Below are 26,999 nucleotides of genomic sequence, written 5' to 3'. Positions count from 1 at the left end.
CTAGTTTTTGGCGGCGAGCACCGGCACCGCGTCACCTTCGGCGGAGAGGTCTTCGCCCTCGACAGATTCCATCGTGCCCGGGATCATGGCGGGCTTGGGGCGGACGAAGTCGACCACCAGGCCGATGACGAAGGCGGCGACGACCGGCACCACCCAGCCCAGGCCCTCCTCGAACAGCGGGGCCCACTGCACAAGCGGGGTCAGCGCTTCCGCGCCCCACTCGAGGGAGATGCAGGTCTCGACGGCGGACCAGATCACTGCGGCCCACAGCGGCAGGAAGAACGCCCAGCTGAAACGGGTGCGGGCGCGGAACGCGGGCTCGATCAAGGTGAGCGCGATCAGGGTGATTGCCGGCGGGTAGAGGAAGCCGATCACCGGGGCGGCGATGGCCATGACGAACTCGAGGCCCTGGGTGGCCATGGCCATGGACGTCACGGTGAAGATGACGGCCCACACGTGGTAGCTGCCCGGGAACTGCTCGGAGAAGTACTCGGCGGTGGCGGTGATCAGGCCGACGGCGGTGGTCAGGCAGGCCAGCAGCACGATGGCGGAGAACACGACCTGGCCGGCGCCGCCCATAGTCAGGTGCGCGGCTTCGGCGAGCAGGCCTGCGCCGTTGTCGAAGTCTGCCGCGCCCGGCATGACGCGGCCGATCAGGCCCAGTCCGACGTAGACCAAGGCGAGCATGATGCCGGCGCCGACGCCTGCGGTGATGGTGCTGCCGACGAGCTCTTTGCCTTCGTTGAAGCCGCGGTTGCGCAGCGTGGAGATGACCACGATGGAAAACGCCAGGGCCGCGATGGAGTCCATAGTGAGGTAGCCCTCGAGCAGGCCGGCGGTCAGCGGGCCGTCGTCGTACGGTGCGTTGGGCGTTGCCGGCTCGGACGTCCAGCGGAATGCGGCGACGGCGATCATGACCACCAGCAACACCAGCAGCGCCGGGGTGAGGAACTTGCCCAGCTTTTCCATGATTGCGGTCGGGTTCCACGACAGCGCGAGCGCGACGCCGAAGAAGACCACGTTAAAGATGCCGGAGGCGGCCAGGGACTCGAAGCCGAACAGCGGGGTGATCGCCGTTTCAAAGGACACTGCACCGGTGCGCGGCAGGGCGTAGAAGGCGCCGATGGACAAATACGCCAGCACCGGGAAGACCACGCCGAAGGCGGAGCCAGCGCGCTGCGCCAAATCGCGCAGGTTGGAGCCGGACAGCGCAATCGCGATCACGGCGAGGACGGGCAGCAGCGAGCCGGTGAGCAAAAAGCCGATGAGGGCCGGCCAGAAGTTGTCGCCCGCCTCGACGGCCAGCATGGGCGGGAAGATGAGGTTGCCCGCGCCGAAGAACATGGAAAACAGGGCGAGCGCGGTGACGATGATCGCGCTGTTCGAGCGCTTCGCCCCCTTGTCGCCGGACTGTGTGACTGCTGTGGAACCCATCGGAGAACCTCTCTGCTTTGGTGGAAGTGGCCTAAAGCATAAACCACCCGACCGCTAGATGGGAACTAGGTTCCATAAAGTGGGACACCCGAGGGGGCTACAGCTTTGCGACGGCGTCACCGATGCGCCGCACCGCCTCCGCCAAAATCTCCGGGGAGGTGGCGAAGTTCATCCGCGCGCGGTGCTCGCCGCCGGGCCCGAAGTCGATGCCCTCGTTCATGGCCACCTTGGCGTGGCGGCGTAACCAGGCGGCCGGCTTCTTGTCGTCCAGCTTCGTGTTCTTGAAATTCAAGAACATCAGATAGGTCGCGGCCGGCACCTCGATCTCGATGCCCGGCACGGCCTGCGGCAGGTGCTCCACCAGCCAGTCGCGGTTCGCCTTGAGCTGCGCGATCTCCTCGTCCAAAAACTCCCGGCCGTGGTCGTAGCAGGCCTCTGCGGCCACGATGCCGAGCGTGCCCACCCCATCTTTGGCCACGCCTGACAGGCCATTCCACACCTTGACATCCTCGTCGTTGGAGAAGATCAGCTGCGCGCACTTCAGCCCCGCCACGTTCCACGCCTTCGACGTGGCGGTGACCGTGATGCACACGTCCGGGTTGTTCGCTGCGGCGCACACGTGCGCCCCGTCGTAGACCAGCGGGGCATGGATCTCGTCGACGATCACCCGCGCGCTGTGCTTGCGCGCCAGGGCGCACACCTCGTCGAGCTGGTCCTTAGTGAACACGTAGCCGCCCGGGTTAAACGGGTTAGTCACGATGATGCTGCCCGCACCGTTGGCAAACGCCGCCTCGACTTCATCCAGGTCGAGGCCGCCGGCGAAGCTGACGTCGACACGCTTGCGGCCTGCAACCTGCGCCACGTCCAAAAACGGGAAGTAGGCTGGCACCGGCACCACCACATCGCCCTCGGTGAAATATTGGATGGCAAGCATCACGCCGCGCACCACGTCCGCGACCGGGAAGATCTTCTCCGCGTCCGGGCGCCATCCGTAGCGCTCGGCGTAAAAATCACTCACGGCCTCGCCCAGGCGGTGCGCGTGCGGGGCGGGGGTGTAGCCGAACATCTCGCGCTCCACGGCGTCGGAAATCGCCCGCTTGACCTCCGGGGCAGTGGGAAAATCGCTTTCGGCGATAAACAGCGGCAAGACGTCAGCGTCGAACTGCGTCCACTTCCTCGTGCCGCGGGCTTGCAGGGTGTGAAGGTCGGGAAATTGCATAGCGCCCACGGTAGCCATCGTCCTCGCGCGCGTGGGTGAGCGCCCACAGCGCGAACACCGTCGCGGCAAGCAGCGTCCACCACACCACAGAGGACATCACCCAATCACCGAGGACCCTGCCCCGCTCGCCGATCGTGTCCATGCCCTTAAACTGCGAGTGCGGCACGAACACGGTGGTCAACCCCAGGTAGAGCAGGGAAACCAGCAGGGTGGAGACATCGCGGTGGCGCCACGCGAACTCGCCGACGACGAACACTCCGGGCAGCATCCACGCCCAGCTGTAGGGCGGCGCCCAGGCAGAGACCGTCAGGGCCGCCAGGGCCAGGCTGACGGCGCCCATCGGGGCCTCGCCGCGCTGAATAAAAACACGGGCCGCGTACACCAGCGCCGTGCCGACGACGAACACGGACAGCACCCACAGCGCGCTTGCGCCCTCGGCGGAGGTGAAGCGTTGCGCGGCACCGAACAGGGTGAGGTTTTGCGCCTGGGACAGGTCGTAGCGCTCGCCGATGTGCGGCAGGTAATCTCCGAAATACGCCGAGGTCATGCCCGGGCGAGGAGCCGCACCGAGTGCGGTGAGCGCGGCAAACGCGCCGCCGAACCACCCGAGTGCGCGGTAGTCCTTGCGCAGCAGGAAGTACACGGCGAAAACGATGGGGCGCAGCGTAAACGCGGCCGCGATACCGGTGAGCAGCCCCGCGGGCACGACGCGCTCGAGGCGCGCCGGGCGGGGCCACCACAGATCTGTGCACACGAAGGCCACAGCGAAGATGGTCAGCTCGCCGAAGTAGAAGTTGAAGCGCACCGGGTCCAGCCACAGCGCCGCCGGCAGCAGCACCGTCGCGCACGCCACCGGCGACGGCCACGAAAAGCGGGTGAACACCAGGTAGATGATCCACCACACCGCCAGCGTGCCGGCGATGGTGTGCAGCGCCTCCCAGGTACCCATCTCCCCGAAGCCGAGCAGCTTGCCAAACAGCATGGTCACCGGCGGGTAAGTGAAAAACTCCTGCCGCCCGTCGGGGTAGCTAAACGCCACGGAATAGATATCCGGCTGCGCGCCAAAGCCGGCGCCGGCCCCGCTGAGGATCTGCAGGTGCTCCAGCGGGTGGAACGTTCCTTCGTAGGCGGAGAGCATCGGGGATTCCATCTTGCGCCACCAGGCAGTGGCGACGGTGCACAGCACCGCGTAGACCACAAGCGGCGCAAACGCGATGAAGGAGGTGAAGCGCAGCGGCGCGCGGGTGCCGGTCAGGCTGAAGCCGGGGGCCTGCACCCACATCACCAGCAGCACCACGATCGCCCACATGACCAGGCTGGACTGCGCCAAATCCCGCACCGTGTACGCGTCCGGGGTGGTGACCATCGGGTCCACGATCTGCTTGTGGGGGATGAAGATCAAGGAGATGGTGGCGTACACCGCAACGAGAAACGGCGGCCACGGGTTGGCGTTGCGGATGCCGGAGCAGACCATGAGGATGCACAGTGGCACGACCCACACGTAGTGGTGCTGCCACGTAATCGGCGCGACCAGCAGCGACAGCAGCGCGATACACATGACCGCGGCTTCCTCGGCGCGGGAGGCGAACAGCCGGCGCAGCGCCAAAACCGCGAGCGCGACAATGCCGGCGAACATGATGGCGGTGAAATAGGTCTGCGCGTCGGCGGGGACGAAGCGGGCGACCAGGCCGCGGGCGGACTGGTTGTGGGCGCGGTTGAGCCCAAGCACCCCGGACATCTGGCCGATCTGGGTGGTGAAGTAGTACGCGAGCGCTTCCGGCTTGAGCGCGCCTGCGAATCCGAGCGCGGCCGCGCCCGTGGCAACAGCGGCGCCGAGCGCTTTCCAGTTGCGGGTGAAAATGAAGTAGAGCCCGAACAGCGCCGGCGTCATCTTCACTGCTGCGGCGACGCCGATGAGTATGCCTGTGGGCAAATACTTGCGCTTCGGGGAGTCCCACCACAGGTCCGTGAGCACGAGCGCCATGAGCACGATGTTGACTTGGCCGTGGTGGAACGTGTTGTGGACGGGATCGACCCAAAACGCCAACGGCAGGGCAACCAGCGCCCATTTAGCGGCGTCCCCGATGCCGCACTTGCGCAGGGTTAGCGTGATCACCCACCACAGCGCAGCGAGGGAGACCAGCGAGAACAAGGCCAGCCCGAGGGTCTCGCCAAACAGCGTCAGCGGGGAGAAAAACAGCAGCGACGACGGCGGGTAGGAATACGGCAGGTCCCCGGCGACGCCGGTGTTGATCTGCGACTCGTACACGTTCGGGGTTGACCAAAACGCCTTCGCCCCGCGGTAGTAGACGAGAAAGTCCTCCACCTCGCGCCGGTCCGTGGTGTAGAAGGGCACGTAGCTGTGCTGGTACCAGCCAACCAGCAGACTCACCACGCAAAGCAGCAGCGAGACCACCATCATCGGCGCAGACAGAAGTACTTTTCGCATAGGCAGAGATGTTAGGGCCCGAAGCCTCACCTCGCGCCCCGGAAGGTGCTGGCTACGCCCCGTCTACTGAATGGTCTTCTGCGCCATCCTCTGAGTCATCCTCTGGGTCCTCGTCTGAGCCGTCGACATGGAAGCCGAACGCCTTCAGCCTCTCGCGGTCGGCGGCGGACGAGGACGCGGTCAAGCGCAAAAGCTCCGAGTAGATGCCGCCGGAGACGGCCAGCTGCTCCGGGGAGCCGATTTCGTCGACGTGGCCGTCGCGAAGCGTGATGATCGTGTCCACGCCCGCGATGGTGGACAACCGGTGCGCGATCATGATGGTGGTGCGGCCCACCATCAGCTCGTCCAGGCCGGCCTGCACGGCGCGTTCGGCTTTGGTGTCCAGGGCGGAGGTGGCCTCGTCCAGGATCAGAATCGGCGCGTCTTTGAGCATCGCGCGCGCCACCGCCACGCGCTGGCGCTGGCCGCCGGACAGTCGCAGGCCACGCTCGCCGATGACGGTGTCGTAGCCGTCGGCGAATTTCATGATGAACTCGTGGGCGTTGGCTCGCTTGGCCACCGCCACGACGTCCTCCAAGGTGGCATCGGGCTTGCCGTAGGCGATGTTTTCAAACACCGAGCCAGAAAACAGCGCCGCCTCCTGGAACACCACGCCGGTGGTGGCGCGCAGCTTCTCCACGTCCAGTTCCGAAAGCTCCTCGCCGCACACGCGCAGCCGGCCCTGGGTGATGGGGTAGAGGCCCAGCAGGAGGTTGACAATCGTGGACTTGCCGCCGCCCGACTCGCCGACAAGCGCAATCTTTTCTCCCTCGCGGGCGGTGAACGAGACGTTGTGCAGCACCGGCTCGCCCGGGGCGTACTCGAAGGTCACGTCCTCGAAGGCGACCACCGGCTCGCGCACGGGCAGGGGAGTTTGCTGGGTCAGCTCCACCTCCGGCATGTCGGAGGCCTGCGTCGCTGCCACGAGCTGGCGGTTCGCGGTGGGCTCCACCGACTCGTCCATCACCTGGAAGTAGTCGCGCGAGCCTGCCACGGCGCGCTGCGCGGAGTCGACGATCCAGCTCATCATGGTCACCGGCTGGCGCGCCATGGTGACCATCTGGATGAGCATGACCATCTCGCCGATGGAGAAGTGACCGTGCAAGGTGCGGGTGAACAAGATCAGGTAGATGCCCAAAAAGATCAGGTTCATGGCCACGCCGCGCAGCGTGTCCATGGAGTGCCACCAGCGCGACTGCGGGCGGGTGATGTCCACCGTGTTGGTGTAGTGGCGGCCGAACTTTGCCAGCTCGCGGGTTTCCGCGCCGTAGGACTTGGTCACCTTGACCTGACCGACTACCTCGGCGAAGCGGCCGTTGCCTTCGTCGATGTTGGCGTTTTTGTCCTTCTCAAAGCCCTGCCAGCGCTTCGACGTCAGCGCGGTCAGCCAGGTGTAGAGGGGAAACAGAAGCGCCAGCAGCACGGTCAGCGGCCAGTAGTAGTACGCCGTGATGCCCAAGATCGCCGCGACCTGCAGCAGCATGGGCAAAAAGTTGTTGGTGAAGGACTGGATGAACTGCGTGACGTTGGCAATCGAGCGGTCCAGCCGGGCGATGATGGTGCCGGTGACTTGGTTGTCGTAGTAGCGCTGGGGCAGCGCGAGCAGCTTGGCAAAATAGCGGGTGGACAAGATCTGCCGGATGCGCGCGACCATCACGTCGCCGAGGTAGCCGGAGACGTTGCGCAGCAGCGACGCCGCGGCCTCGGCGGCGAAGAGTGCGACGGCGAGCCAGACTACGGTGCGGATGGGGTCCGGCAGGGAAGCGTCGTTAAGCTTTGCGACGATCGTGTCCGTGGCCTCCCGGATCAGAAACGGCGAGACCAGCCCGAGTGCCGCCACCAGCGTCGACACCACCACCACCGCGATATAGAACGGCCAGAGGGCGGAAGCGCTGCGGGTAATGCGCATCATTGACTGCATAGTTTCCAGAGGGTACCCGGGCTGTAAAGTGGGGCAGCAAACCTTCACAAGCCCGACCCGCGAAAAAGAAGAGGCGCCCATGTCCCACCGCACCCGCCGCCCGCAGGCAGCAATGCTCACCTCCGCAGCCCTGGCCGCCACGCTGGCGCTTTCTGCCTGCGCGGACGCAGAGATGGCGGACGATACGATCAGCTCCACCCAGGTCACCGCCGCGGAAGACGCCCCGCAGGGCCAGGCGGACGACCGCATCGGAGTGCAGCGCAAGGGCTTCGAGGTCAACGAGGTGGACCCGACGGTCAGTGACAAGACCGACGGCGAGCGCGTGAAGGACCCGGCCATGGAGCTGTCCTACAAGTGGCAGGGCACCTCGTACACCCCCAGCGGCGGCTCTGTTGTCGTGGTGGCCATCACCAACGAATCGGACGCACCGCTGCCGGAGGACGCGCTGGAGCCGAAGCTGCGCTACAACGTCAACAGCACATCCAACCCGGACTTCAAGGACGCGAAGTACCAGCCGATCGCGGAAGACGCAGGCGTGGACGTCGTGGGGCTGGACCGCCCGCTGGGGCCGGGCGCGACCGTGAACGCGAAGTACCCCTTCGACGTGTCCACCGGCAACCTGTGGGACGCGGAGTTCACCATCGGCAACATCACCTTCAAGGGCAACCTGAACAACTAGCGGGAAAACCGGGCGATCTCGCGCGCGTTAACGTCGCGTTCGACGTGCACGACGGCGAGGTCGGCCAGCTCGGCGGCGTCGTAAGGCTGCGGGCCCATGGGGCCGAAGAACTTTGCGTAGCGACGGTAGCTTCGCGCCACCCTGCCCGGCCTATCTTCCGCCAGCTCGTTGAGCTTGTCGCTCGTCAGGGGAGCAGACAATAAGGCGCGCACCGCCCACTTGCGCTTCTCGTAGGACCTACGCGGAAAGACCGGGTCCGCCGCCCACACGCGGCGGAACTCGCCGGTGTAATGGTCACGCCGGCACAGCCACAGCGCCACCGCCGCGTCCTCGCCCGCGCCCACGAGCGTGACGTTGGTGGGGTCGCCGCCGAACGCCTCGATGTTGCGCTGGATCCAGTGCAGGGCCTCGGCCGCGTCCGCCACGCCGCGGAAGTGCCCGATCGCATCCGCGGCGAAGGGCAAAAACCCCTCGAAGCCGCCGCGGTGTGGCACGCGCACGTGGACGGTGTTGTCGTCGGAGACTCCGACCGGGTCGGACAGCCACACCACCACCGGGCAGTCCGCGCCGGGGCTCGCGTGGCGCGGGGTGCGGATGGAAAGGGCGTTCGGGTGGGGCACCGTGGCGTCGATGAGCACGCCCTGCGCCAGCGGCACGGGGTCGTCGAAGGCGCCGCCGGCCGCGAGGTATTCCACGGAGTCGAACACGCGCGCGCCGTCGCGCACCGCGCCGATGATCGTGCCTGCCGCGCATGTGATTTCCGTTTCAGCCATGCGCCAGATCGTATCCGCATACACTGACCGCCATGACAAACCCGCTTCTTACCCCCTCGACCCTGCCGTACAACCTGCCGGACTTCGCCAACATCCGCCTCGAGCACGTGGAGCCCGCGTTCGAGGAGGCGTTGAAGCGCCACGCCGCCGAGATCGCGGAGACCACCACCGCAGACACCCCGACGTGGGAAACCACCGTGGAGGCCTTCGAGCTTGCCGGGGCGGACCTGGACCGCGTGATGGCCTGGTTTTTCAACCTGCAGGGCACCGACTCCACCGACGAGTTCGACGCCGTGGCGGACCGCATCGTGCCGAAGCTGTCGGCGCATGTGGACTCGATGTACCAAAACGACGCGCTCTACCAGCGCATCAAGAGCGTCGAAGTGCCGGAAGACGAAGAGTCGCAAAGGCTTCACAGCGAGCTTCTGCGCCGCTTCACCCGCCGCGGCGCGGACCTCGACGCCGCCGGCAAGTCCCGCCTGCAGGAGATCAACCAGCGCTTATCCGAGCTGTCCGAACGCTTCGGGCGCAACCTGCTGGCGGACACCAAAAAACTCGCGGTGACGTTCGACCGCGCAGAGCTTGCCGGCCTGTCCGAAGACCAGCTCGCCGCCTACGAAGAAGACGGTGCCTACGTGGTGCCGATCGAGCTGCCCACCACCCAGGCGCTGCAGTCCGAGCTGGAGGAGTCCTCGGCGCGCCACAAGCTTTTCGACGCCTCCCGTGCCCGCGGCCGGGACACCAACCGCGACATCGTGCTGGAATCCGTGGCACTGCGCCAAGAACGCGCGAAGCTGCTCGGCTTTGATACCCACGCCGATTACGTCATCGCGGAAGAAACCGCCGGTACCGCCGCGGCTGCGCGCCAGCTCATTGCCGACTTGGCTCCCGCGGCCGCGGCGAACGCGGAGGCGGAACGTAAGCTCGCCGGGGAGTTGGCCGGTGCGGAGATCGACGGCGCGGATTGGCCGTACTGGCAGGCGAAGCGGCGCGAGGAGGAACTCGGCATCGACGAGGCGCAGCTGCGCAAGTACTTCCCGCTCGAGCAGGTGCTCACCGACGGCGTGTTCTACGCCGCCAACCTGCTCTACGGCATCACGGTGGAAAAACGCGAAGACCTCGCCGGATACCGCGCCGACGTCGACGTGTGGGAGGTCAAAGAAGAAGACGGCACCGGCATCGGCCTGCTGCTCACGGACTACAACGCGCGCTCTTCGAAGCGCGGCGGCGCCTGGATGAGCTCGTTTGTGGACCAGTCCCACCTCGCCGGCACGAAGCCGGTGGTGGTCAACGTCATGTCGATTACCTCCAACCTGCTCACGATCGACGAGGTGACCACGCTGTTCCACGAGTTCGGCCACGCCCTGCACGGTCTGCTCTCCGACGTGCGCTACCCGTCGCACTCCGGCACCAACGTCCCGCGCGACTGGGTGGAGTTTCCCTCCCAGATCAACGAGAACTACGCGTTCGCCCCCGAAATCGCCCGCAACTACGCGCGCCACGTGGACACCGGCGAGCCCATCCCGGCGCCGCTGCTCGAGGCAATGGACGCCTCCCGCCAGTTCGGCCAGGGCTTTTCCACCGCCGAGTACCTCGCTGCCAGCGCGATCGACCTGGCGTGGCACTCGCTTGAAGGCGAGGTGCCCGAAGACATCGACGCGTTCGAGGCGGGGGTCCTGCGCGAGCTGGGCCTCGACGTGGAGGGGCTAGAGCCACGCTACCGCTCCACCTGGTTCAACCACATCTTCGCCGGCGGGTACTCCGCGGGCTACTACTCCTACCTGTGGGCCGAGGCGCTCGACGCGGACGGCTACGAGCTCGTCGCCGCCGAGGGCATCAACCGCGCGACGGGCGCGAAGTTCCGCGACGCGATCTTGTCCAAGGGCTCCTCGCGCGACTACGCGGAGGCCTACCGCGCCTTCCGCGGCCGCGACAAAGACACCCGTCCGCTACTTCAGCGCCGCGGCTTGGCCGGCACCGACCTCTAACAGGAAGTTCCGGCAAAATGGGGCGGTGATGTACAGTTCGTGTCGGTCTCACCGTTAAAAAGCAAGACAAGGACAGCTGCATGCCGAACGGATACCTGCGGCGCCCTCTCGCGGGCGCACTGGCTGCCGTTTCGGCGATCGCGCTGCACGTGGCGGCGCCCGCAACTGTCGTAGGGGCGGCGGGGCCGCTCGTCGCGAAGCAGGGCGAGCGGGTGTTCGTCGACAATCTGGGCTCCGAAGACCTCACCGCCTGCACGATCGGCTACAACGAGGTTGATCAGCGGCGCAGTTACACCGCCGGCCACTGCGCGGCGCACGGAGACACGCCCTCCGACGACGGCGCCGTGGTCTACCTCGCCGACGAGCGTGGCCGCCAACTGCCCACGCCCGCCGGCATGATCTACCCGGCCGCCTACTACTACGGTCCCACCAACGCGAACGACTGGGCCGTGATCTACTGGTTCAACAACGTTGAGGTGGGGCGGAACCGCTTCGGCGGCGACTACGTGCCCATCGATGAGGTCCGTGTCGGCGAGACGCTGTGCTACCACGGCTACGCCTCCCACGCGGGCGAGGATGACGCGTCCTGCGGGCCGTACGTGGGCATGATCGAACGGACCATCTACTTCGACGCCCCCGGCATGCCGGACCACGGCGACTCCGGCGGGCCCGTCTACGTGCCCGGCAGGGGAGTCGTTGGCGTGATGTCCGGCGCGAACGCTCTGGTGGACGGCTCCGGCAACGAGATCGTGGGGTTCGAGCGCGCCAGCTCGCTGGTGAGCGGGCCGATCTACGGCGACACCCGCATCGACGCCTTCCTGCGCTCGCGCTACGACTGGACCGGCGCCAAGGTGCCGACGTCAGGCACGTCGGCACCGCGGCCCGACTCGGTGCTTACCACGGTGGTCACCCCAACCGCGGCGGTCGCGCCCGCGCGAGCCACTGCCACCGAGACCCCAGAAACCACCCAGCCTTCGAAGGGATTTGCCGGGCTGACCGTCCCGGCGGCCCCGGCTGAGCCTGTTGAGCCGATTGGGAAGGACGGGACGTACACCGTCACGGGCGAGACAAAGACCACGCGTGTGGTGGTCGCCCCGCCGGCGCCCCTCCAGCCATCGTTTCCGACAGGTGCCGCAACTCCCTCGAGCGTGCCCAGCGAGCCGCCCGAAACCCCGGAGGAGGTCCCCGAGGCCCGCGAGCGCCACACGGCGAATGCCCTGTTGATCGCATTCGGCGTGGTGGCCTCGTTGGCGGTGCTGGTCTCCGCCGTCGGTTACGTGTTGGGGGCGGGCAAATGAGCTGGCTTGCAGGATGGCTGATGGGGCTGAGCCCCTGGGCGCAGGTGCCGCTGATCCTCGCCGCGGCTACCCCGGTGTGCGCCGGGGTGGGCTACGCGCTGCTGCGCATCGTCGACGGTGTTTCGCGGGCGGGAACCCGCGGAGTTTCCCGCGCAGTTTCCAGACGCTGACTCGCGGCGCTAGGCTTACACCCCATGGCCAACCCGGAAGAGCTGCGCAAGCAGGATCAGAAGCTGCCCAAGCCGCAGCGCAAGTACCCGCAGTCGCGGGTGACCCAGGTGATGTGGGCGCTGATCGCGCTTGTGGTCATCGCCGCGGTCGTCGGCGCCCTTTAGCGTCCCGCGCCCGAGCGCTGTGAGGCAGCCGCGATGCGGCGGAACAACGGCACGTCGGGCAGGTCTTCGACGAGGACGGGGGTGCCGGAGGCGTCGCAAAGCGGGATGCACCAGTTGGAATACATCTCCCGGTTGGTGCCCGGCTGGTTTTGAATGCGCGTATCGCCCACCATGTCCACCAGGTTCGTGCACGTCATCGCGGACGGGGTGGAGGCGATAAACCGCGTCAGGCCCTCCACTAGGGCGTCCACGTCGTCGTACTCGCCCAAATCCCGGTCCAAAAAGTCCACGTCCGCCAGCGCGGTGGCCTCGAACGCGCCCTCCGCCTGGGCGGCGGCGAGCACCTGGGAGATCCACACCGCGTCGGCGGCGTTGAGCTCCTCCAAGGATTCAGCCACCAGGCCCAGCTTGTGGCGCAGCGCGTTGTGAGCACCCTCGAGGTAGCCGGCAGTGGGCGGCAGGTCGTGCGTGCCCACCGCGGTCAGCGCCAGGTTGCGGTACTGCTGCGACGGCCTCGGCGCCTCCGGCGGCACGGACTCGAACCACAACACCGACGTGCCCAAAATGCCCTTGTCGCGCAGCACGTCTTGCACCCACGGCTCGAAGGTGCCCAGATCTTCGCCCACCACGACGGCCCCGGCGCGCTGCGCCTCCAGCACGAGCACGCCGACCATGGCCTCGAAGTCGTAATGCATGTACGCGCCGTGCGCCGGGGTGTCCATGCGTGGCAGCCAGAACAGGCGGAACAGCCCGAGCACGTGGTCGACGCGGATGCCGCCGGAGTGACGCAGCACGGTGCGCAAAAGGTCGCGCCACGGGCGGTAGCCGGCCTGGGCGAGTTGCTGCGGGTTCCACGGCGGCTGCGACCAGTCCTGGCCTTGCTGCGAGTACTGGTCCGGCGGCGCGCCCACCGAGGCGTCCGGCACCAGCACCTCGTGCAACGTGGCCGCATCGGCGCCGCCGGGGTGGATGCCTACGGCCAGGTCCGTCATAATGCCCAGCCGCATGCCGGCCGCCAGGGCCCGCTGCTGGGCGACGCGGCGCTGTTCGTCGGCGATGAACTGCAGCCACATGTAGAACTCCACGAGTTCCTGCGGGTCTTCGCCGGCGTGCTTCGGCGCGCCGTGGTGCTCGGATTCGGAAGCCTGGGCGGCGCACCATTGCGCGAATTGGCGCAGGCCTTCGCCTTCGTCCAGGCAGAACAGCTCGAAGTCGTGCCTGCGCGCCTCGTCGGCGGCGGAGGCGTAGAACAGCGCGCGCAGCGCCGCCAGCTTCGCGGCGAAGATGGTGTCGCGCTCGAGCGGCCGCGCGGTGTGGTTCATGGCCTTCAGCGGGGCGGCAAGCTTTGCGACGTCCTCCCGGTCGCCCTCCTCCAACAACCCGAACTCCGGCACCTGCTCGACTGCGATGTAGATGGGATTGACAAAGCGGCGGGAGGTGGGCAGGTAGGGCGAGTCCTCCACCGGTGGGACCGGCTGGGCGGCGTGCACCGGGTTAATCAGCAGGTAGTCCGCGCCCTGCTGCGCCACCGCTTCGGCGATCGCGCCCAAGTCGTTGAAGTCGCCGATGCCCCAGGAGTCCAGGGAGCGCACCGAATACAGCTGCGCCATCACGCCCCACACCGGCTCGCGCACCACCTCCGCGTTGGTGGACAGCGCCGCCGGCACCACCAGCAGCGGGCAGACCTCGTCCAAGTTGTCCGATTCTAGGTGCAGCTCGTGGTAGCCGGCGGGCAGATCGCCCGGCACGTGGAAGGTGGCCTCGCCCCACACCACCCCGTCGGAGGCGGTACACGGCGGCGCCCAGTTCTCGTCCTGGTAGCAGTCGCGCGAGGAGCCGTCTTCTAACCGGATCCAGCAGTGGGCGTAGTGGCCCTCGTGCACGTGGACGTTGAAGTGCTTCTCCGCGCCCTGGGTGGCCACCACGCACGGCGGGGTGGGGCGGGTGGCCCAGAATTCCCGGCGGGCGTCGAGGTGGAATTGGAGTTCTTCGTCCGAAGGTTCGTCGCTAAGCGAAAGGCCCAGTGCGTTGAGCAGCTTCACAAACGACTCGGCGGGCGGCTCGGTGACCAGCCCGTTCGAGGCGCGGTACGAGGTGGCGAAACCGTAGGACTCGGCGAGTGCGTGCAGCAGTTGAGCGTTGGTCACGCCACGCATTCTGCCAAAGCCGCGCCGCACACGCTGGGGTAGTGTTGGGCACCATGCCTTCTAATGCGCACACAACGGAACTTGGATTCACGCTCACGGACACCGACACCTGCCTGAGCAGGTTGGTGCACACGTGCGAGGAAAGCCCCCACTTGGTGCTGTATTACCGGCCGCGCAACTACGAGTGGGTCTCCGTCACGGCGGAGGAGTTCCTGCAGGAGGTCTACGACGTGGCGAAGGGCCTTGTCGCCGCGGGTGTGGAGCCGGGCGACCGCGTGGCCATCTTGTCGTCCACCCGCTACGAGTGGTCGCTTCTCGACTTTGCCATTTGGGCCGCCGGCGCCGCCTCGGTGCCGATCTACCCGACGTCGTCCATGCACCAGATCCAGTGGATTCTGGAGGATTCCGGCGCGAAGATCGCGTTCACCGAAACGCGCGACCACACCCAGCTGATGAGCCCGTTTTTGCTGGACGAGACAGGCAAGCCGAAGTTCGCGGACTCGCCGTCGCAGCTCGAGCGCATCTACGAGTTCAACGCGGCGGGCGTGGAGACCATCAAGTTCGAAGGCCGCGACGTCGAGCAATCGCTTATCGACGAACGTGTCCGCGCCATCCGCCACGCAGACTTAGGCTCCATCGTCTACACCTCCGGCACCACCGGCCGGCCCAAAGGCGTGGAGATCACCCACGGCAACTGGGCGTACCAGACCTGGGCGCTGCTGGAAAACGAGATCGGCGCCGTGTCCTTCCCCGGCCAGCGCATGGTGACGTTCTTGCCGCTGGCGCACGTGTTGGCGCGCGCGGTGTCGCTGGCGTGGACCATTTCGGGGGCGACCCAGTCGCACTGGTCGGACACCTCCACGCTGATGGTGGAGCTGCAGCGCGTGCGCCCCAACCTGGTGGTGGGCGTGCCGCGCGTGTTTGAGAAGGTGCGCGAGGGCGCCTACAACAAGGCCGCGGACGGCTCCGCGGTGGGCAAGCGGATGTTCCTGGAAGCGGAAAAGGCCGCCATCGAGTACTCCAAGGCCCTGGAGAGCGCCGACGGCCCGTCGCGGGTGCAAAAGGCAAAACGTGCGGTCTCCGAAAAGCTCGTCTACGGCAAGATCAAGGAGGCCATGGGTGGTTCCGTCTGGTACGGCATCACCGGCGGCTCCGCCATGAGCCCGGACCTGTCGCACTTCTTCCGCGGCATGGGCGTGCCCATCTACGAGGGCTACGGGCTGACCGAGACCTGCGCCGCGGCGTGCGTGAACAACGCCCACGGCAACAAGATCGGCACCGTGGGCCGGCCCGTCAACGGCTACTCCGTGCGCATCAACGACGACGGCGAGATCGAGTTCAAGGGCCCCGGCGTGTTCTCTGAGTACTGGCAGAACCCGGCCGCGACCGAGGAAGCGGTCACGGACGGCTGGTTCAACACCGGCGATCTGGGCGAGGTGGACGAGGACGGCTACGTCTCAATCACCGGCCGCAAGAAGGACCTGATCGTCACCGCCGGCGGCAAGAACATCTCGCCCGGGCCGATGGAGGAGATCATCCGCCAGGACCCGCTGATCTCCAACGCGCTGGTGGTCGGCGACGGCAAGCCGTTCGTCGGCGTGCTGGTCACCCTGGATGAAGAAGAGCTCAAGCGCTGGAAGGCCAACCACAACATCCCGGCCAACAAGAAGATTGCCGATCTCGCCCAGGACCCCGCGTTGCGCGCGGAGGTCCAGGACGCGGTGAACCTGGCCAACGCCACCGTCTCGCGCACCGAGGCGATCAAGAAGTTCCGCATCCTGGACCGCGACCTGTCGGAACAGCACGACGAGATGACGCCGACGATGAAGGTCAAGCGCAACGTGGTCTTCCAGCGCTTCCAGGAAGACATTGACAAGCTGTACCAGCGCTAGTTCGGCGCGCCTTCCTTCCACCGCCGCGGCTGTGGCCTAGCATGCCAATTTGTCACTTCCCACAGGCGCTTCCAAGGAGGGCTCGCGATGCACAAGACCGCCGCTGTACTGCGTCACCGCGAGCTCACGCAGGAGATTTACAACATCGGCGACGAGGTGGCGGAGTACACCGAGCACCTCGCGGAGGCGATCGCGGATTACGACGGCGAGCTCACCGAGGATTGCCTCGCCGAGTTCGTTGAAATCGTCGACGACGCCCGCCAAGACGCCCGCCGCGTCGTTGCCGAGCTGATCGGGCTGCGCCAGGCGCTGACCTCGGGGCGTGCCGCCGGCCACCTTTCAGTCGGCGTGAAGCCGGAGGAGCGCATCCCGGAGCCCGAGCTTCTCGACGCCTCCGGCCTCAACGACCTGTTCCCCCTCAAAGCCCCCTTCTCGGTGCAGACCATGCAGGACGCGCTGACCGGCCGCACCGACCTGGTGGTCCAGCACCTGGGCGAGGTGGTGTCCTACTGCCTGGAGCAGACCGACATGGTCGCCCGTGAGCTCGGCGTGGTCAGCCTGCCTCACCTGTACGCCCGCGTCGGCGAGATCGTGGAGGAGGCCGTGGTGGGCTGGGTGGAAACCGTCTGCGTGGACCACCCGGCGTTCGTGCGCACCATGCGCGGGATGAACCCGCCGGAGTTTTTGGAGGAGCGCGCCCGCATCGACCGAATCGTGGCCAAGGTCGCCGCGAAGCGTTCCCGCCGCGGGGCCTAACCTAGGCGCCATGGATTCCTTCGGCGTCTATATCCACGTCCCGTTTTGCGCTACGCGCTGCGGGTACTGCGACTTCAACACCTACACACCCACCGAGGTGGACTCCTCGCACGCCCAGTACTTGGACGCGCTCGAGCGAGAACTCGAACTCGCCGCCGCGCGAGGGCTGCCGGCCGCGGACACCGTGTTCATCGGCGGCGGCACCCCCAGCCTGCTCGGCGCCGAGGGGCTGGGCCGCATCCTTGCTGCGGTGCGCAACACGTTCGGGCTCGCCGACGGCGCGGAGGTCACCACCGAGTCCAACCCGGAATCCACCAGCCCCGTCTACTTCGAGGGCCTGCGCGACGCCGGGTTCACGCGCGTGTCGCTGGGCATGCAGTCCGCCTCCACACCGGTGCTGCGGGTGCTGGACCGCCAGCACACCCCGGGCCGTGCCGTCGCCGCCGCGCGCGAGGCGCTCGCCGCCGGGTTCGCGCACGTGAACCTGGACATGATCTACGGCACGCCCACCGAAACCGACGACGACGTGCGCCGCACCCTCGACGCCATTTTGGCCACGGGCGTGGACCACGTCTCGGCGTACTCGCTCATCGTCGAGGATGGCACCGCCATGGCCCGCAAGGTCCGCCGCGGCGAGCTGCCGGCGCCGCAGGAAGACGTCTACGCGGACCGCTACGAGCTCATCGCAGGCACCCTCGAAGCGCACGGCTATTCCTGGTACGAGGTGTCCAACTGGGCCAAACCGGGCGGAAAGTGCCGCCACAACCTGATCTACTGGCACAACCGCCAGTGGTGGGGCGCAGGCCCCGGCGCGCACAGCTTCATCGGCGCGCAGCGCTTCTTCAACGTCAAGCGCCCCGAGAAGTATGCGCAGCTGCTTAGCGACGGCATCCTGCCCATCCAGGACCGCGAAACCATCACCGAGGCCGAAGCCCACACCGAGGCGGTCATGCTGGGGCTGCGCCTGAAAGAAGGCATCCCGGCGGGGTGGGTTGGTGCGGGGGCGCGGGACGTCGTCGATAGGCATGTGCGCGCGGGCCTGCTTCAGGCGGACGAGCGGCTGCGGCTGACGGACGAAGGGCGGCTTCTTGCAGACGGCATCATCACCGATATCCTGGCAGCCGAGTAAGGAGGCGTGATGGGTACTGCGGACCAGCGGCGCCAAGCGGTGCTGCGCGCGATCGTGGCCGACTACATTGCCAGCCAGGAACCCGTGGGGTCGAAGTCGCTGGTGGAGCGGCACAAGATGGGGGTCAGCTCCGCGACTATCCGCAACGACATGGCGGTGCTGGAGCAGCAGGGCTACATCTCCCAAACCCACGCGTCGTCCGGGCGCATCCCCACGGAGGCCGGCTACCGCGCGTTCGTGGACGCGCTGCACGACGTCAAGCCGCTCTCCGCCGCCGAACGGCACGCGATTTTGGACTTTTTGGAAAACGGCGTGGACCTCGAAGACGTGCTGCGCCGCTCCGTGCAGCTGCTCGCGCAGCTGACCAACCAGGCGGCGGTGGTGCAGCTGCCCACCTTAAACGTCTCGCGCGTGAAGCACTGCGAGGTGGTGGAGCTGACCCCGACGCGCCTGTTGCTCGTACTCATCACCGACGCCGGGCGCGTGGACCAGCGCAACGTCGACCTTGCCGCGCCCATCGGCGAGGACGGGGTGCGGCTGCTGCGCGATTTGCTTAACGACGCCCTTGTCGGCGCGACCATGCGCGACGCCTCCGCCGAGCTGGCCCGCCTGACCGCGAAGGCGCCGCCGCATTTGGCCGATCCCGCCAGCCGGGCGGCTGAGGTGCTGATCACCACCCTCGTGGACGCGTCGCCGGACCGGCTGATCATCGCCGGCTCATCGAACCTAGTGGTGCCCTCCGGCGGCCTGCAAGGTGTGATTGACGCGCTAGAGCAGCAGGTGGTGGTGCTCAAACTGCTCGCCGGCGCCCAGGAATTAGAGCGGGTGTCAGTGCGCATCGGGCGCGAAAACGAGGACGAGGAATTTTCGCGCGCCTCGATTGTTACAACAGCGTATGGCTCGGGCGACGAGGCACTCGGCGGGCTCGGGGTAGTGGGTCCGACCCACATGGACTACCCCGGTACCATGCAGAAGGTTGCCACCGTGGCCCGCTACATCAGCCGCATCCTGCGGGGCGAATAGAAGGGAAGATATGGCTCGCGATTACTACGGCATCCTCGGCGTGGACCAGGAAGCCACCGAGCAGGAGATTAAGAAGGCGTACCGCAAACTGGCGCGCAAGTACCACCCGGACGTTAACCCGTCCGAAGAGGCGGCCGAGAAGTTCGCGGAGATCGCGGCGGCCCAGGAGGTGCTGCTGGACCCGCAGAAACGCGCGATCGTGGACCGCGGCGGGGATCCGATGGAGGCCGGCGGCGGCATGGGCGGCGCGGCCGGGTTCGGCGGTGGCGGCTTGGGCGACATCTTCGAGGCGTTCTTCGGCGGCGGGGCAGGCGCGCGCCAGCCGCGCTCGCGCGTGCAGCCGGGCAACGATGCCCTGCTGCGCACCAGCATCACCCTGGAAGAGGCCTTCGCGGGCGCGAAGAAAGAGGTCACGGTGGATACCGCCGTGCTGTGCGACAAGTGCCACGGCACCGGGTCCAAAACCGAGGCGAAGCCGGTGCCCTGCGGCACCTGCGGCGGCGCGGGCCAGGTCCAGGAGATGCAGCAGTCCTTCCTGGGCAACGTCATGACCACCCGCGAGTGCCCCACCTGCCACGGCTACGGCGAGGTGATCAAGGACCCGTGCACCCAGTGCGCCGGAGACGGGCGCGTGCGCGCCACCCGCGACCTGACGGTGAACATCCCCGCCGGCATCAACTCCGGCATGCGCATCCGCATGGCCAACCAGGGCGAGGTCGGCCACGGCGGCGGCCCGGCCGGCGACCTGTACGTGGAGGTCCAGGTCCAGCCGCACCCCGTGTTCATGCGGGAGAACAACGACCTGCACCTGCGTCTGACCGTGCCCATGTACGACGCGGCGTTGGGCACCGAGCTTTCCGTGGACAACCTGGCCGGGCAGCCCACCGCCATCGAGGTGCCCGGCGGCACCCAGCCGGGAGACACCATTCACCTGCAGGGCGAGGGCATGCCGCGACTGCGCGCCGAGGGCGCCGGCGACATGATCGCGCACGTGCAGGTCACCGTTCCCACCGCGCTGACGAACGACGAGCGCGCCGCATTGGAGGACCTGCGCGACGGCCACCAGGACAACCCGGCCGTCCACGTCGAGTCCGACGAGGCGCACGACGGGTTCTTCTCCCGCATGCGCGGCAAGTTCCGCCGATGAGCCTGCCGTACTTCCTCGCCGACGACCCGGCCGCCGGCACACTCGCCGGCGCCGAGGCTAAGCACGCCCATGTCAAGCGCATCCAGCCCGGCGAGCGCATCATGCTTTTCGACGGCCACGGCACCACCGCCGAAGCCACCGTCACCCGGATCGATGCGCGGGGCGTGGAGTGTGACGTCGACAAGCTGGAGCGCATCCCGCAACCCACACCCCGCGTGACGGTCGTGCAGGCGGTGCCCAAAGGCGAGCGCGCCGAGCTGGCCGTCGACCTGGCGGTCCAGGGCGGGGCGGACGCGATCGTGCCGTGGATTTCGCACCGCACCATCGCCCGGTGGCCGGCGAACAAGCAGGCCAAACAGGTGGATAAGTGGCGTGCCCAGGCGCTGGCCAGCGCGAAGCAGGCCCGCCGGGCGTGGGTGCCCGAAGTGGCAGAGCCCGTGACGACGAACCAACTCGCCGCCTTTTTGCGTGAGCCGAGAAACGAGGCTCACGCGCTGGTGCTGCACGAAGACGCCACCGACGCCATCCGGGACGTCGACTTCGGCGCGCTCGGCGAGGACATCTGGCTCATCGTCGGCCCGGAAGGCGGCATCGGCGCCGACGAACTTGAGGCGCTCGGCGCCCATCCGGTCAAGCTCGGGCCGGAGGTGCTGCGCACCGCGTCTGCGGCGTTTGCGGGCCTTTGCGCCATCGGGGCGTTGACCTCCCGCTGGTAGGGTTGGCCCCCATGGAAGAAATGGTGATGCGCAAAGTCGAGCTCGACTCGGCATACGCGCAGTCCGTTCTGGGAATCAACGACGACAACCTGCGGGTGCTCGAAGACCAGCTCGGGGTGGGCTTCCACGCCCGCGGCACCGAGCTGACCGTCAAGGGGCATGCGGAGCAGGCGGCGCACGCGCTGCGCGTGGTCGAAGAGCTCGAGTCCATGGCGCGCCGCGGCGTGCCACTGGGCACCGACACGGTGATTCAGGCCGTGCGCATCATGGAGGCCGAAGCCCCCGGCTCCGTGGCCGACATTTTGGGCGAGGAGATCATCTCCCGCCGCGGCAAGGTCATCCGCCCCAAGACCCACGGGCAGCGCGCCTACGTCGACGCGATCGACGACAACACCATCACCTTCGGCATCGGCCCAGCCGGCTCCGGCAAGACGTACCTGGCCGTGGCGAAGGGTGTGCAGGCGCTGCAGAACAAGGAAGTCAAGCGCATCATTTTGACGCGCCCCGCGGTGGAGGCCGGCGAGAAGCTTGGCTTTTTGCCCGGCACGCTAAGCGACAAGATCGACCCCTACCTGCGCCCGCTGTACGACTCGCTGCGCGACATGATGGACCCGGAGGCGATTCCGAAGCTCATTGAGGCCGGCATCATCGAGGTCGCGCCGCTGGCCTACATGCGCGGCCGCACCCTCTCCGACGCGTTTGTCATCTTGGACGAGGCACAAAACACCACGGGCGCGCAGATGAAGATGTTCCTCACCCGTTTGGGCTTCGGCTCGAAGATGGTGGTCACCGGCGATACCTCCCAGGTGGATCTGCCGCGCGGCACCGTGTCGGGCCTGCGCGTGGCGCGTCGCATCCTGGCGGATATCGACGACATTTCCTTCCAGGAACTCTCCGCCACCGACGTGGTGCGCCACCACCTGATTTCGCGCATCGTCGCCGCTTACGACCGGCACGACGCGCAGAACGCGCTGCGCTACGAGAAGCGCCAGCAGGCCATCGAGGCGGAGCGGGAAGCGGAGGCATCGCGATGAGCATCGAAGTGCTAAACGAGTCCGGCGAGGCGGAAGTCAATGAGCAGATGCTTGTCGACGTCGCCTCGTACGCCATGCGTTCCATGGACGTCCACCCCGACACCGAGGCCACCATCACGCTGGTGGATGAGAACACGATGGCCGACCTGCACGTGCGCTGGATGGACCTGGAAGGCCCCACGGACGTGATGAGCTTTCCCATGGACGAGCTCACTCCGGGCGGTGGCCGCCCCGATGCGGACGCGCCTGGCCCGGCGATGCTCGGCGACATCATTTTGTGCCCGTCCTACGACCGGAAGCAGGCCGAGATGGCCGGCCACGACCTCGCTCACGAGATGGCGCTGCTGACCGTCCACGGCGTGCTGCACCTGTTGGGCTACGACCACATCGAGCCGCAGGACGAGCGTGAAATGTTCGCCCTGCAGAACGAAATTTTGGCGGACTGGTACGACGACCTTGCCCGCCGCGGGGTTGAGTACCAGCCCAAACCCACCGGCGCGCACGCCTTCCCCTCGGCGGCGGACCGCGACGAGTTGGACAAGCTGATGAAGGGCGCCGAGTGAGCCTGACCTTTACCTACGCGGCGGTCGCCGTTGTCGCGTTGCTGCTGTCCGGACTGCTCGGCTCCATCGAGTCCGCGCTCGCACCCATTTCGCGCGCCCGTGTGGAGGGCATGGTCAAAGACGACGTGCCCGGTGCCGCGGCGCTTTTGCGGGTGGTGGACCACCGGGCGAACCACGTCAACACGCTTGTGCTGGTGAAAACGGTGCTGGACGTCGTCGCCTCCGTTACGGCCGCGATGGTCGCGATGGACCTGCTGCCGTCTGTCGGGTGGGCGATTGCGGTGGCGGTGGTTGTGGTGACGTTGCTGCAGTTTTCCATCGTCGGCGTGTTCGCGCGCACCGCGGGCAAGCGCAACCCCTACACCATTTCACTCAAGGCCGCGCAGGGCTTGGGGGTGTTCCAGGCGGTCCTTGGGCCCGTCGCAAAGCTGCTGATTTGGGTGGGCAACCTGTTCCACCCCGGCGAGGACTTCCGCGACGGCCCCTACGCCACCGAGGTGGAGCTGCGCGAGATGGTCGAGGTGGCGCAGGAGAAGGGCGTGGTGGAAACCACCGAGGGCCGCATGATCCAGAACATCTTCGACCTCGCCTCCAGCTACGCGCGCCAGGTGATGGTGCCGCGCCCGGAGATGGTGTGGATCGAGGGCGAGAAAACCGCCCGCCAGGCCACCGCGCTGATGGTGCGTTCGGGGCATTCGCGTGTGCCAGTGATCGGGGAGAGCGTCGACGAGATCGTCGGCGTGGCTTACCTGAAGGACATGTTCAACGAGCGCGGCGTCCCGCTCGATCCCGCCACGGAAATCACCGAGTTCATGCGCGAGCCGCTGTTCATCCCGGATTCGAAGCCGCTGGATGTGTTGCTTAAGGAGATGCAGCAGGCGAACACGCACATCGCGCTGCTTATCGACGAATACGGTACCGTCGCCGGCCTTTTGACCATGGAGGACCTGCTGGAGGAGATCGTCGGCGAGATCACCGACGAGTACGACGAGGACGAGGAAGCACCGATCACGGAGGTCGAGCCGCGCGTGTTCCGCGTGCAGGCGCGCCTGCCGCTGGACGACCTGGTGGATTACCTGGCGGACCACCTGGACTACGAGCTGGAGTATCCCGAGGACGTGGTGGACAACGTCGAGACCGTTGCCGGGTTGCTGTCGTTTGAGCTGGGGCGTGTGCCACTGCCCGGGTCGTCGATTCTGCGCGACGGGGTGCGCTACACCGCGGAGGGCGGGCGCGACCGCCGCGGCCGGATGAAGACGCGCACGGTGTTGGTTTCAGTGGCGGAGGCCACAGAGCCGCTCGCGGGCGAATAGTCGCACTTTTGGGTAGAATTAGGCCCGTAAGCTGGTTTTTCCACCGAGAGGAGCTTCCCATGCGCGCTGTGCGTTACTACGGCCAGAAGGACATCCGCGTCGAGGACATTGACGCCCCGGTTGCCGGCCCCGGCGAGGTGCTCATCGACATCGCCTGGTGCGGCATCTGCGGCACCGACCTTCACGAGTACCTCGAGGGCCCGATCTTCTGCCCGAAGCCGGGTCACCCGCACCCGATCACGGGCGAGGAGCCGCCGGTCACCCTCGGCCACGAGTTCTCCGGTGTCGTCGCGGAGCTCGGCGAGGGCGTGGACGACCTTGAGGTCGGCCAGCACGTCGTCGTTGAGCCGTACGTCCTGCCGGACGACGTCGACCCGAAGGAGCCGGGCCCGTACAACCTGCACCCGGACGTGAACTTCATCGGTCTCGCCGGCGGTGGCGGCGGCCTGTCCGAGAAGGTTGCGGTGCAGCGCCGCTGGGTCCACCCGATCAGCAACGACGTGCCGCTGGACGAGGCCGCGCTGATCGAGCCGCTGTCCGTCGCCCACCACGCCTTCGTCGCCTCTGAGGCGAAGGAGGGCGACGTGGCGCTCATCGGCGGTGCCGGCCCGATTGGTGTGCTCACCGCCGCTGTGGCGAAGGCGTACGGCTGCACGGTCATCGTCTCCGAGCTGTCTGAGCTGCGCCGCCAGAAGGCCCTGGACGCCGGGGTGGCCGACTACGCCATCGACCCGTCGAAGCAGGACCTGAAGGAAGAGGTGCTGAAGATCACTGACGGCAAGGGCGTCGACGTCGCTTTCGAGGCCACCTCCGTCAACGTCGTGCTCGACCAGCTCGTCGATTGCCTGAAGCTCAAGGGCACCCTCGTGGTGGAGTCCATCTGGTCGAAGAAGGCTGAGCTGGACATCCACGCTGTGGTGATGAAGGAGCTGACCCTGCGCGGCATCATCGGCTACGCGCACGACCACCCGGCGACCATCAAGCTCGTCGAGTCCGGCAAGGTCGATCTCAAGCCGTTCATCACCGGCAAGATCGGCTTCGACGGTGTGGTCGACGAAGGCTTTGACACCCTGATCAACCGCAACGAGACCGCAGTGAAGATCCTGGTGTCGCCGGAGCTCTAAGATGCTCGTATGAGCAATATCCTCTCTATCCAGTCCGCTGTCGCGTATGGCCATGTCGGCAACTCGGCAGCGGTCTTTCCTTTGCAGCGCATCGGCCACGAGGTGTGGCCCGTCTACACGGTGAACTACTCCAACCACACGGGCTACGGCGCGTGGGAGGGCCCGATGATCCCGGCGGCGGATGTCTCGTCCGTGATCAAGGGCGTTGAGGACCGCGGGGCATTTCCGCTTATCGACGCCATTCTGTCCGGCTACCAAGGCGGCGACGACATCGCCGACGTGATCATCGACGCCGTCGCGCGCATCAAGGCCGCCAACCCGGACGCGATTTACGCGTGCGACCCGGTGATGGGCAACGCGAAGTCGGGCTGCTTCGTCGCCGACACCATCCCGCCGCTGCTGCGCGACAAGGTGGTGCCCGTGGCCGATCTGATCACCCCGAACCAGTTCGAGCTGGGCTACCTCACTGAGCGCGATGTGGTGGACCTGGATTCCACCCTCGCCGCCGTCGAGGCCGCCCGCGAGATGGGCCCGTTGACGGTGTTGGTCACGTCGGTCAATCACCCGGAAACCCCCGAGGACGCCATTGAGATGATCGCCGTGGACGACCACGGTTCTTGGATCGTGCGCACCCCGCGCCTGCCGGTGAAGCGCAACGGCTCCGGCGACGTCACCGCGGCGTTGTTCACGGGCCACTACCTGCGCGGTATTGCAGGCCAGGACCTGCACACCGCGGCGAAGGAGGCGCTGGCGAAGACGGCGTCGTCGGTCTACGACCTGCTGCGCGTGACCTACGAGGCAGATTCGCAGGAGCTCAAGCTGGTTGAGGCGCAGGATTTTTACGCCAACCCGCAGCTGCAGTTCGAGGTCGAGGCCCTCTAGCCGTTTTCGGGCATGCTGTTTTTCCCGCCCCTGTGTGGGGCGGGTGTTGTGTGTGGTGGGTTAGGTGGGGTCGAAAAGCAGTTCCATGGCGCCGGGGGTGGTCATGGGTACGTGTGTGCCGTTGGGGGCGATCCAGCGGATGCGCCCGTTCGGGTTGTTGATGTAGCCGAAGGCGCCGTGGTGGTTGTCGGCGTTGACGCCGTTGTGGAAGGGGCACAGTTCGGCGAGGTTGTCCATGTTGGTCATCCCGCCGTAGCGCCATGCTCTGATGTGGTGGGTCTGGGTGGTCTCGGCGGAGTGTTTGCAGTCGGGAAACGCGCACGCCGGGCAGCACAGCTTCGACATTGTTTTCTGTTTCGCGTTGGCGAAGCGCTGGGCCTTGTACAGGTTGACCGGGCCGTGCTGGGGGTGAAACGCGGCGACTTCGAGGATGTCGCCGAATTCGTGCTGGAGGTATTGCGCTCCGGTCATGGTGGTGCCGTCGGTGCAGGTGAGGGTGACGTCGTCGCCGGTGCCGGCGTGGATGCGTGCCCAGTTGGCGATCGGCACCAACACGATCGGGCGGAAGGTTGCGTGCGGGATGGTGTCGCCGTCGCGCAAAAGCTGCATCAGTGCGTCGGCGAGTTGGGCGGCGGCGGGGGTGGTGTTGTCGATCATGGCGCGAAGCGTGTGTTCGACATCGGCGAGGTCGCGTTCGTTGTAGGTGAAAATCATGGTGCGCATCCCGGCCCGTGAGCGGGTGAACCGGCACGCGGCGGCTGGGGGCTTGACCGGTGGTTTGATCAACCGTGCGATGCGTTTGCTCAGTGTGCGAAAGGCCCCGCGGTGGCGCACCAGATCAAGGCGGATGCGCCAGCGCTCTGCCGTATCGTCGACGGCGCGCAGCTTCTTCTCTATCAGGATGAGCTGGTCGATCGGCATGCCCTCGGCGAGGGTGAGGGCTTCGGCTTGTTTGCGGGTGTAGCGCGTCGGGCCGTAAAACGCTTCGTGCACCCGGGCTAAGTCGCGCACCCGACCCGGTGAGAGCCCGGCGGCCATTGCGACGTCGCGGTCGAAGTCGGCAAGCACCGCCACACTTGCGGAAACAAAGGACATAAAGTTCATGTCCCGGAAGGTAGGGGGTGCTGTAGACGTCGCC

The 26,999-nt window shown here is 67.0% G+C and carries 23 protein-coding genes; 16 read left to right on the top strand and 7 right to left on the bottom strand.

What is annotated here, in order from left to right; translation table 11 throughout:
- From brnQ to CFOUR_RS08445, 4 genes are all read right to left on the bottom strand, one after another.
- Entirely contained in the window at window positions 1-1,434 is a 1,434-nt protein-coding gene (gene brnQ / locus CFOUR_RS08460; protein WP_085956680.1) for a branched-chain amino acid transport system II carrier protein, read from the bottom strand.
- Window positions 1,435-1,531: 97 nt separating this feature from the next.
- Window positions 1,532-2,653, bottom strand: coding sequence for a MalY/PatB family protein (locus CFOUR_RS08455; RefSeq protein WP_085956679.1), 1,122 nt, complete (start codon window positions 2,651-2,653; stop codon window positions 1,532-1,534).
- Window positions 2,586-5,102: a glycosyltransferase 87 family protein gene (locus CFOUR_RS08450; RefSeq protein WP_085956678.1), complete on the bottom strand. Its 2,517-nt coding sequence runs from the start codon at window positions 5,100-5,102 to the stop codon at window positions 2,586-2,588. Before CFOUR_RS08450 ends, CFOUR_RS08455 begins: the two co-directional genes overlap by 68 nt.
- A gap of 52 nt (window positions 5,103-5,154) precedes the next feature.
- Window positions 5,155-7,062: an ABC transporter ATP-binding protein gene (locus CFOUR_RS08445; protein WP_085956677.1), complete on the bottom strand. Its 1,908-nt coding sequence runs from the start codon at window positions 7,060-7,062 to the stop codon at window positions 5,155-5,157.
- Between the two features lie 79 nt (window positions 7,063-7,141).
- On the opposite strand from CFOUR_RS08445, the gene CFOUR_RS08440 reads away from it, so the two are divergent.
- A complete protein-coding gene (locus CFOUR_RS08440; RefSeq protein ID WP_085956676.1) occupies window positions 7,142-7,741 on the top strand; it encodes a hypothetical protein in 600 nt (199 codons plus the stop codon).
- On the opposite strand, the gene CFOUR_RS08435 is transcribed toward CFOUR_RS08440, so the two are convergent.
- Window positions 7,738-8,514: a carboxylesterase family protein gene (locus tag CFOUR_RS08435; protein WP_101706340.1), complete on the bottom strand. Its 777-nt coding sequence runs from the start codon at window positions 8,512-8,514 to the stop codon at window positions 7,738-7,740. The genes CFOUR_RS08440 and CFOUR_RS08435 overlap by 4 nt on opposite strands.
- Before the next feature lie 32 nt (window positions 8,515-8,546).
- Here CFOUR_RS08435 and CFOUR_RS08430 point away from each other — a divergent pair, with 32 nt between their 5' ends.
- The 4 genes from CFOUR_RS08430 (at window position 8,547) to CFOUR_RS08415 (ending at window position 12,135) form a co-directional block, all read left to right on the top strand.
- Window positions 8,547-10,502, top strand: a complete 1,956-nt coding sequence (locus CFOUR_RS08430; protein ID WP_290179124.1) for a M3 family metallopeptidase — start codon at window positions 8,547-8,549, stop codon at window positions 10,500-10,502.
- Between the two features lie 80 nt (window positions 10,503-10,582).
- Entirely contained in the window at window positions 10,583-11,800 is a 1,218-nt protein-coding gene (locus CFOUR_RS08425) for a chymotrypsin family serine protease (RefSeq protein ID WP_290179122.1), read from the top strand.
- The gene (locus CFOUR_RS08420; protein WP_179154764.1) at window positions 11,797-11,970 is read left to right on the top strand and encodes a hypothetical protein; all 174 of its coding nucleotides are present in this window, start codon (window positions 11,797-11,799) and stop codon (window positions 11,968-11,970) included. Before CFOUR_RS08425 ends, CFOUR_RS08420 begins: the two co-directional genes overlap by 4 nt.
- Window positions 11,971-11,994: 24 nt before the next feature.
- On the top strand, window positions 11,995-12,135 hold the full coding sequence (locus tag CFOUR_RS08415) for a hypothetical protein (protein ID WP_179154763.1): 141 nt from the start codon (window positions 11,995-11,997) through the stop codon (window positions 12,133-12,135).
- Here CFOUR_RS08415 and malQ read toward each other — a convergent pair.
- On the bottom strand, window positions 12,132-14,282 hold the full coding sequence (gene malQ / locus CFOUR_RS08410) for a 4-alpha-glucanotransferase (protein WP_435383872.1): 2,151 nt from the start codon (window positions 14,280-14,282) through the stop codon (window positions 12,132-12,134). The two genes, CFOUR_RS08415 and malQ, sit on opposite strands and share 4 nt — an antisense overlap.
- 53 nt (window positions 14,283-14,335) lie before the next feature.
- Between malQ and CFOUR_RS08405 the strand changes: the two genes are divergently transcribed.
- From CFOUR_RS08405 to pdxY, 11 genes are all read left to right on the top strand, one after another.
- Window positions 14,336-16,174, top strand: a complete 1,839-nt coding sequence (locus tag CFOUR_RS08405; RefSeq protein WP_085958318.1) for an AMP-dependent synthetase/ligase — start codon at window positions 14,336-14,338, stop codon at window positions 16,172-16,174.
- Between the two features lie 87 nt (window positions 16,175-16,261).
- Window positions 16,262-16,930: a hypothetical protein gene (locus CFOUR_RS08400; RefSeq protein WP_085956673.1), complete on the top strand. Its 669-nt coding sequence runs from the start codon at window positions 16,262-16,264 to the stop codon at window positions 16,928-16,930.
- A gap of 10 nt (window positions 16,931-16,940) precedes the next feature.
- Window positions 16,941-18,059, top strand: coding sequence for a radical SAM family heme chaperone HemW (gene hemW / locus CFOUR_RS08395; protein WP_290179118.1), 1,119 nt, complete (start codon window positions 16,941-16,943; stop codon window positions 18,057-18,059).
- A 6-nt stretch (window positions 18,060-18,065) separates the two neighbouring features.
- Window positions 18,066-19,082: a heat-inducible transcriptional repressor HrcA gene (gene hrcA / locus CFOUR_RS08390; protein WP_413540766.1), complete on the top strand. Its 1,017-nt coding sequence runs from the start codon at window positions 18,066-18,068 to the stop codon at window positions 19,080-19,082.
- A gap of 10 nt (window positions 19,083-19,092) precedes the next feature.
- Complete coding sequence (gene dnaJ / locus CFOUR_RS08385) at window positions 19,093-20,229, top strand: molecular chaperone DnaJ (protein WP_085956671.1); 1,137 nt, start codon at window positions 19,093-19,095, stop codon at window positions 20,227-20,229.
- Entirely contained in the window at window positions 20,226-20,945 is a 720-nt protein-coding gene (locus CFOUR_RS08380; protein ID WP_290179116.1) for a 16S rRNA (uracil(1498)-N(3))-methyltransferase, read from the top strand. Before dnaJ ends, CFOUR_RS08380 begins: the two co-directional genes overlap by 4 nt.
- A gap of 11 nt (window positions 20,946-20,956) precedes the next feature.
- Window positions 20,957-21,979 (top strand): PhoH family protein, encoded by a 1,023-nt coding sequence (locus CFOUR_RS08375; RefSeq protein ID WP_085956669.1) that lies wholly within the window; start codon window positions 20,957-20,959, stop codon window positions 21,977-21,979.
- On the top strand, window positions 21,976-22,542 hold the full coding sequence (gene ybeY / locus CFOUR_RS08370; RefSeq protein ID WP_085956668.1) for an rRNA maturation RNase YbeY: 567 nt from the start codon (window positions 21,976-21,978) through the stop codon (window positions 22,540-22,542). The genes CFOUR_RS08375 and ybeY overlap by 4 nt, the downstream gene beginning before the upstream one ends.
- Window positions 22,539-23,855 (top strand): hemolysin family protein, encoded by a 1,317-nt coding sequence (locus CFOUR_RS08365; RefSeq protein ID WP_085956667.1) that lies wholly within the window; start codon window positions 22,539-22,541, stop codon window positions 23,853-23,855. Before ybeY ends, CFOUR_RS08365 begins: the two co-directional genes overlap by 4 nt.
- A gap of 59 nt (window positions 23,856-23,914) precedes the next feature.
- Window positions 23,915-24,979 (top strand): 2,3-butanediol dehydrogenase, encoded by a 1,065-nt coding sequence (locus CFOUR_RS08360; protein WP_085956666.1) that lies wholly within the window; start codon window positions 23,915-23,917, stop codon window positions 24,977-24,979.
- 9 nt (window positions 24,980-24,988) lie between these two features.
- Window positions 24,989-25,861, top strand: coding sequence for a pyridoxal kinase PdxY (pdxY, locus tag CFOUR_RS08355; protein ID WP_085956665.1), 873 nt, complete (start codon window positions 24,989-24,991; stop codon window positions 25,859-25,861).
- 60 nt (window positions 25,862-25,921) lie between these two features.
- Here the strand turns inward: pdxY and CFOUR_RS08350 are convergent, their stop codons facing one another.
- Window positions 25,922-26,965, bottom strand: coding sequence for an HNH endonuclease signature motif containing protein (locus CFOUR_RS08350; protein ID WP_085956664.1), 1,044 nt, complete (start codon window positions 26,963-26,965; stop codon window positions 25,922-25,924).
- Window positions 26,966-26,999 lie beyond the last annotated feature (34 nt).

This window comes from Corynebacterium fournieri, assembly GCF_030408775.1.
In the GTDB taxonomy this organism is placed as follows: domain Bacteria; phylum Actinomycetota; class Actinomycetes; order Mycobacteriales; family Mycobacteriaceae; genus Corynebacterium; species Corynebacterium fournieri.
The sequence above is the reverse complement of the archived record's forward strand: the minus strand, read 5'-3'. Positions and strand labels throughout refer to the sequence as shown.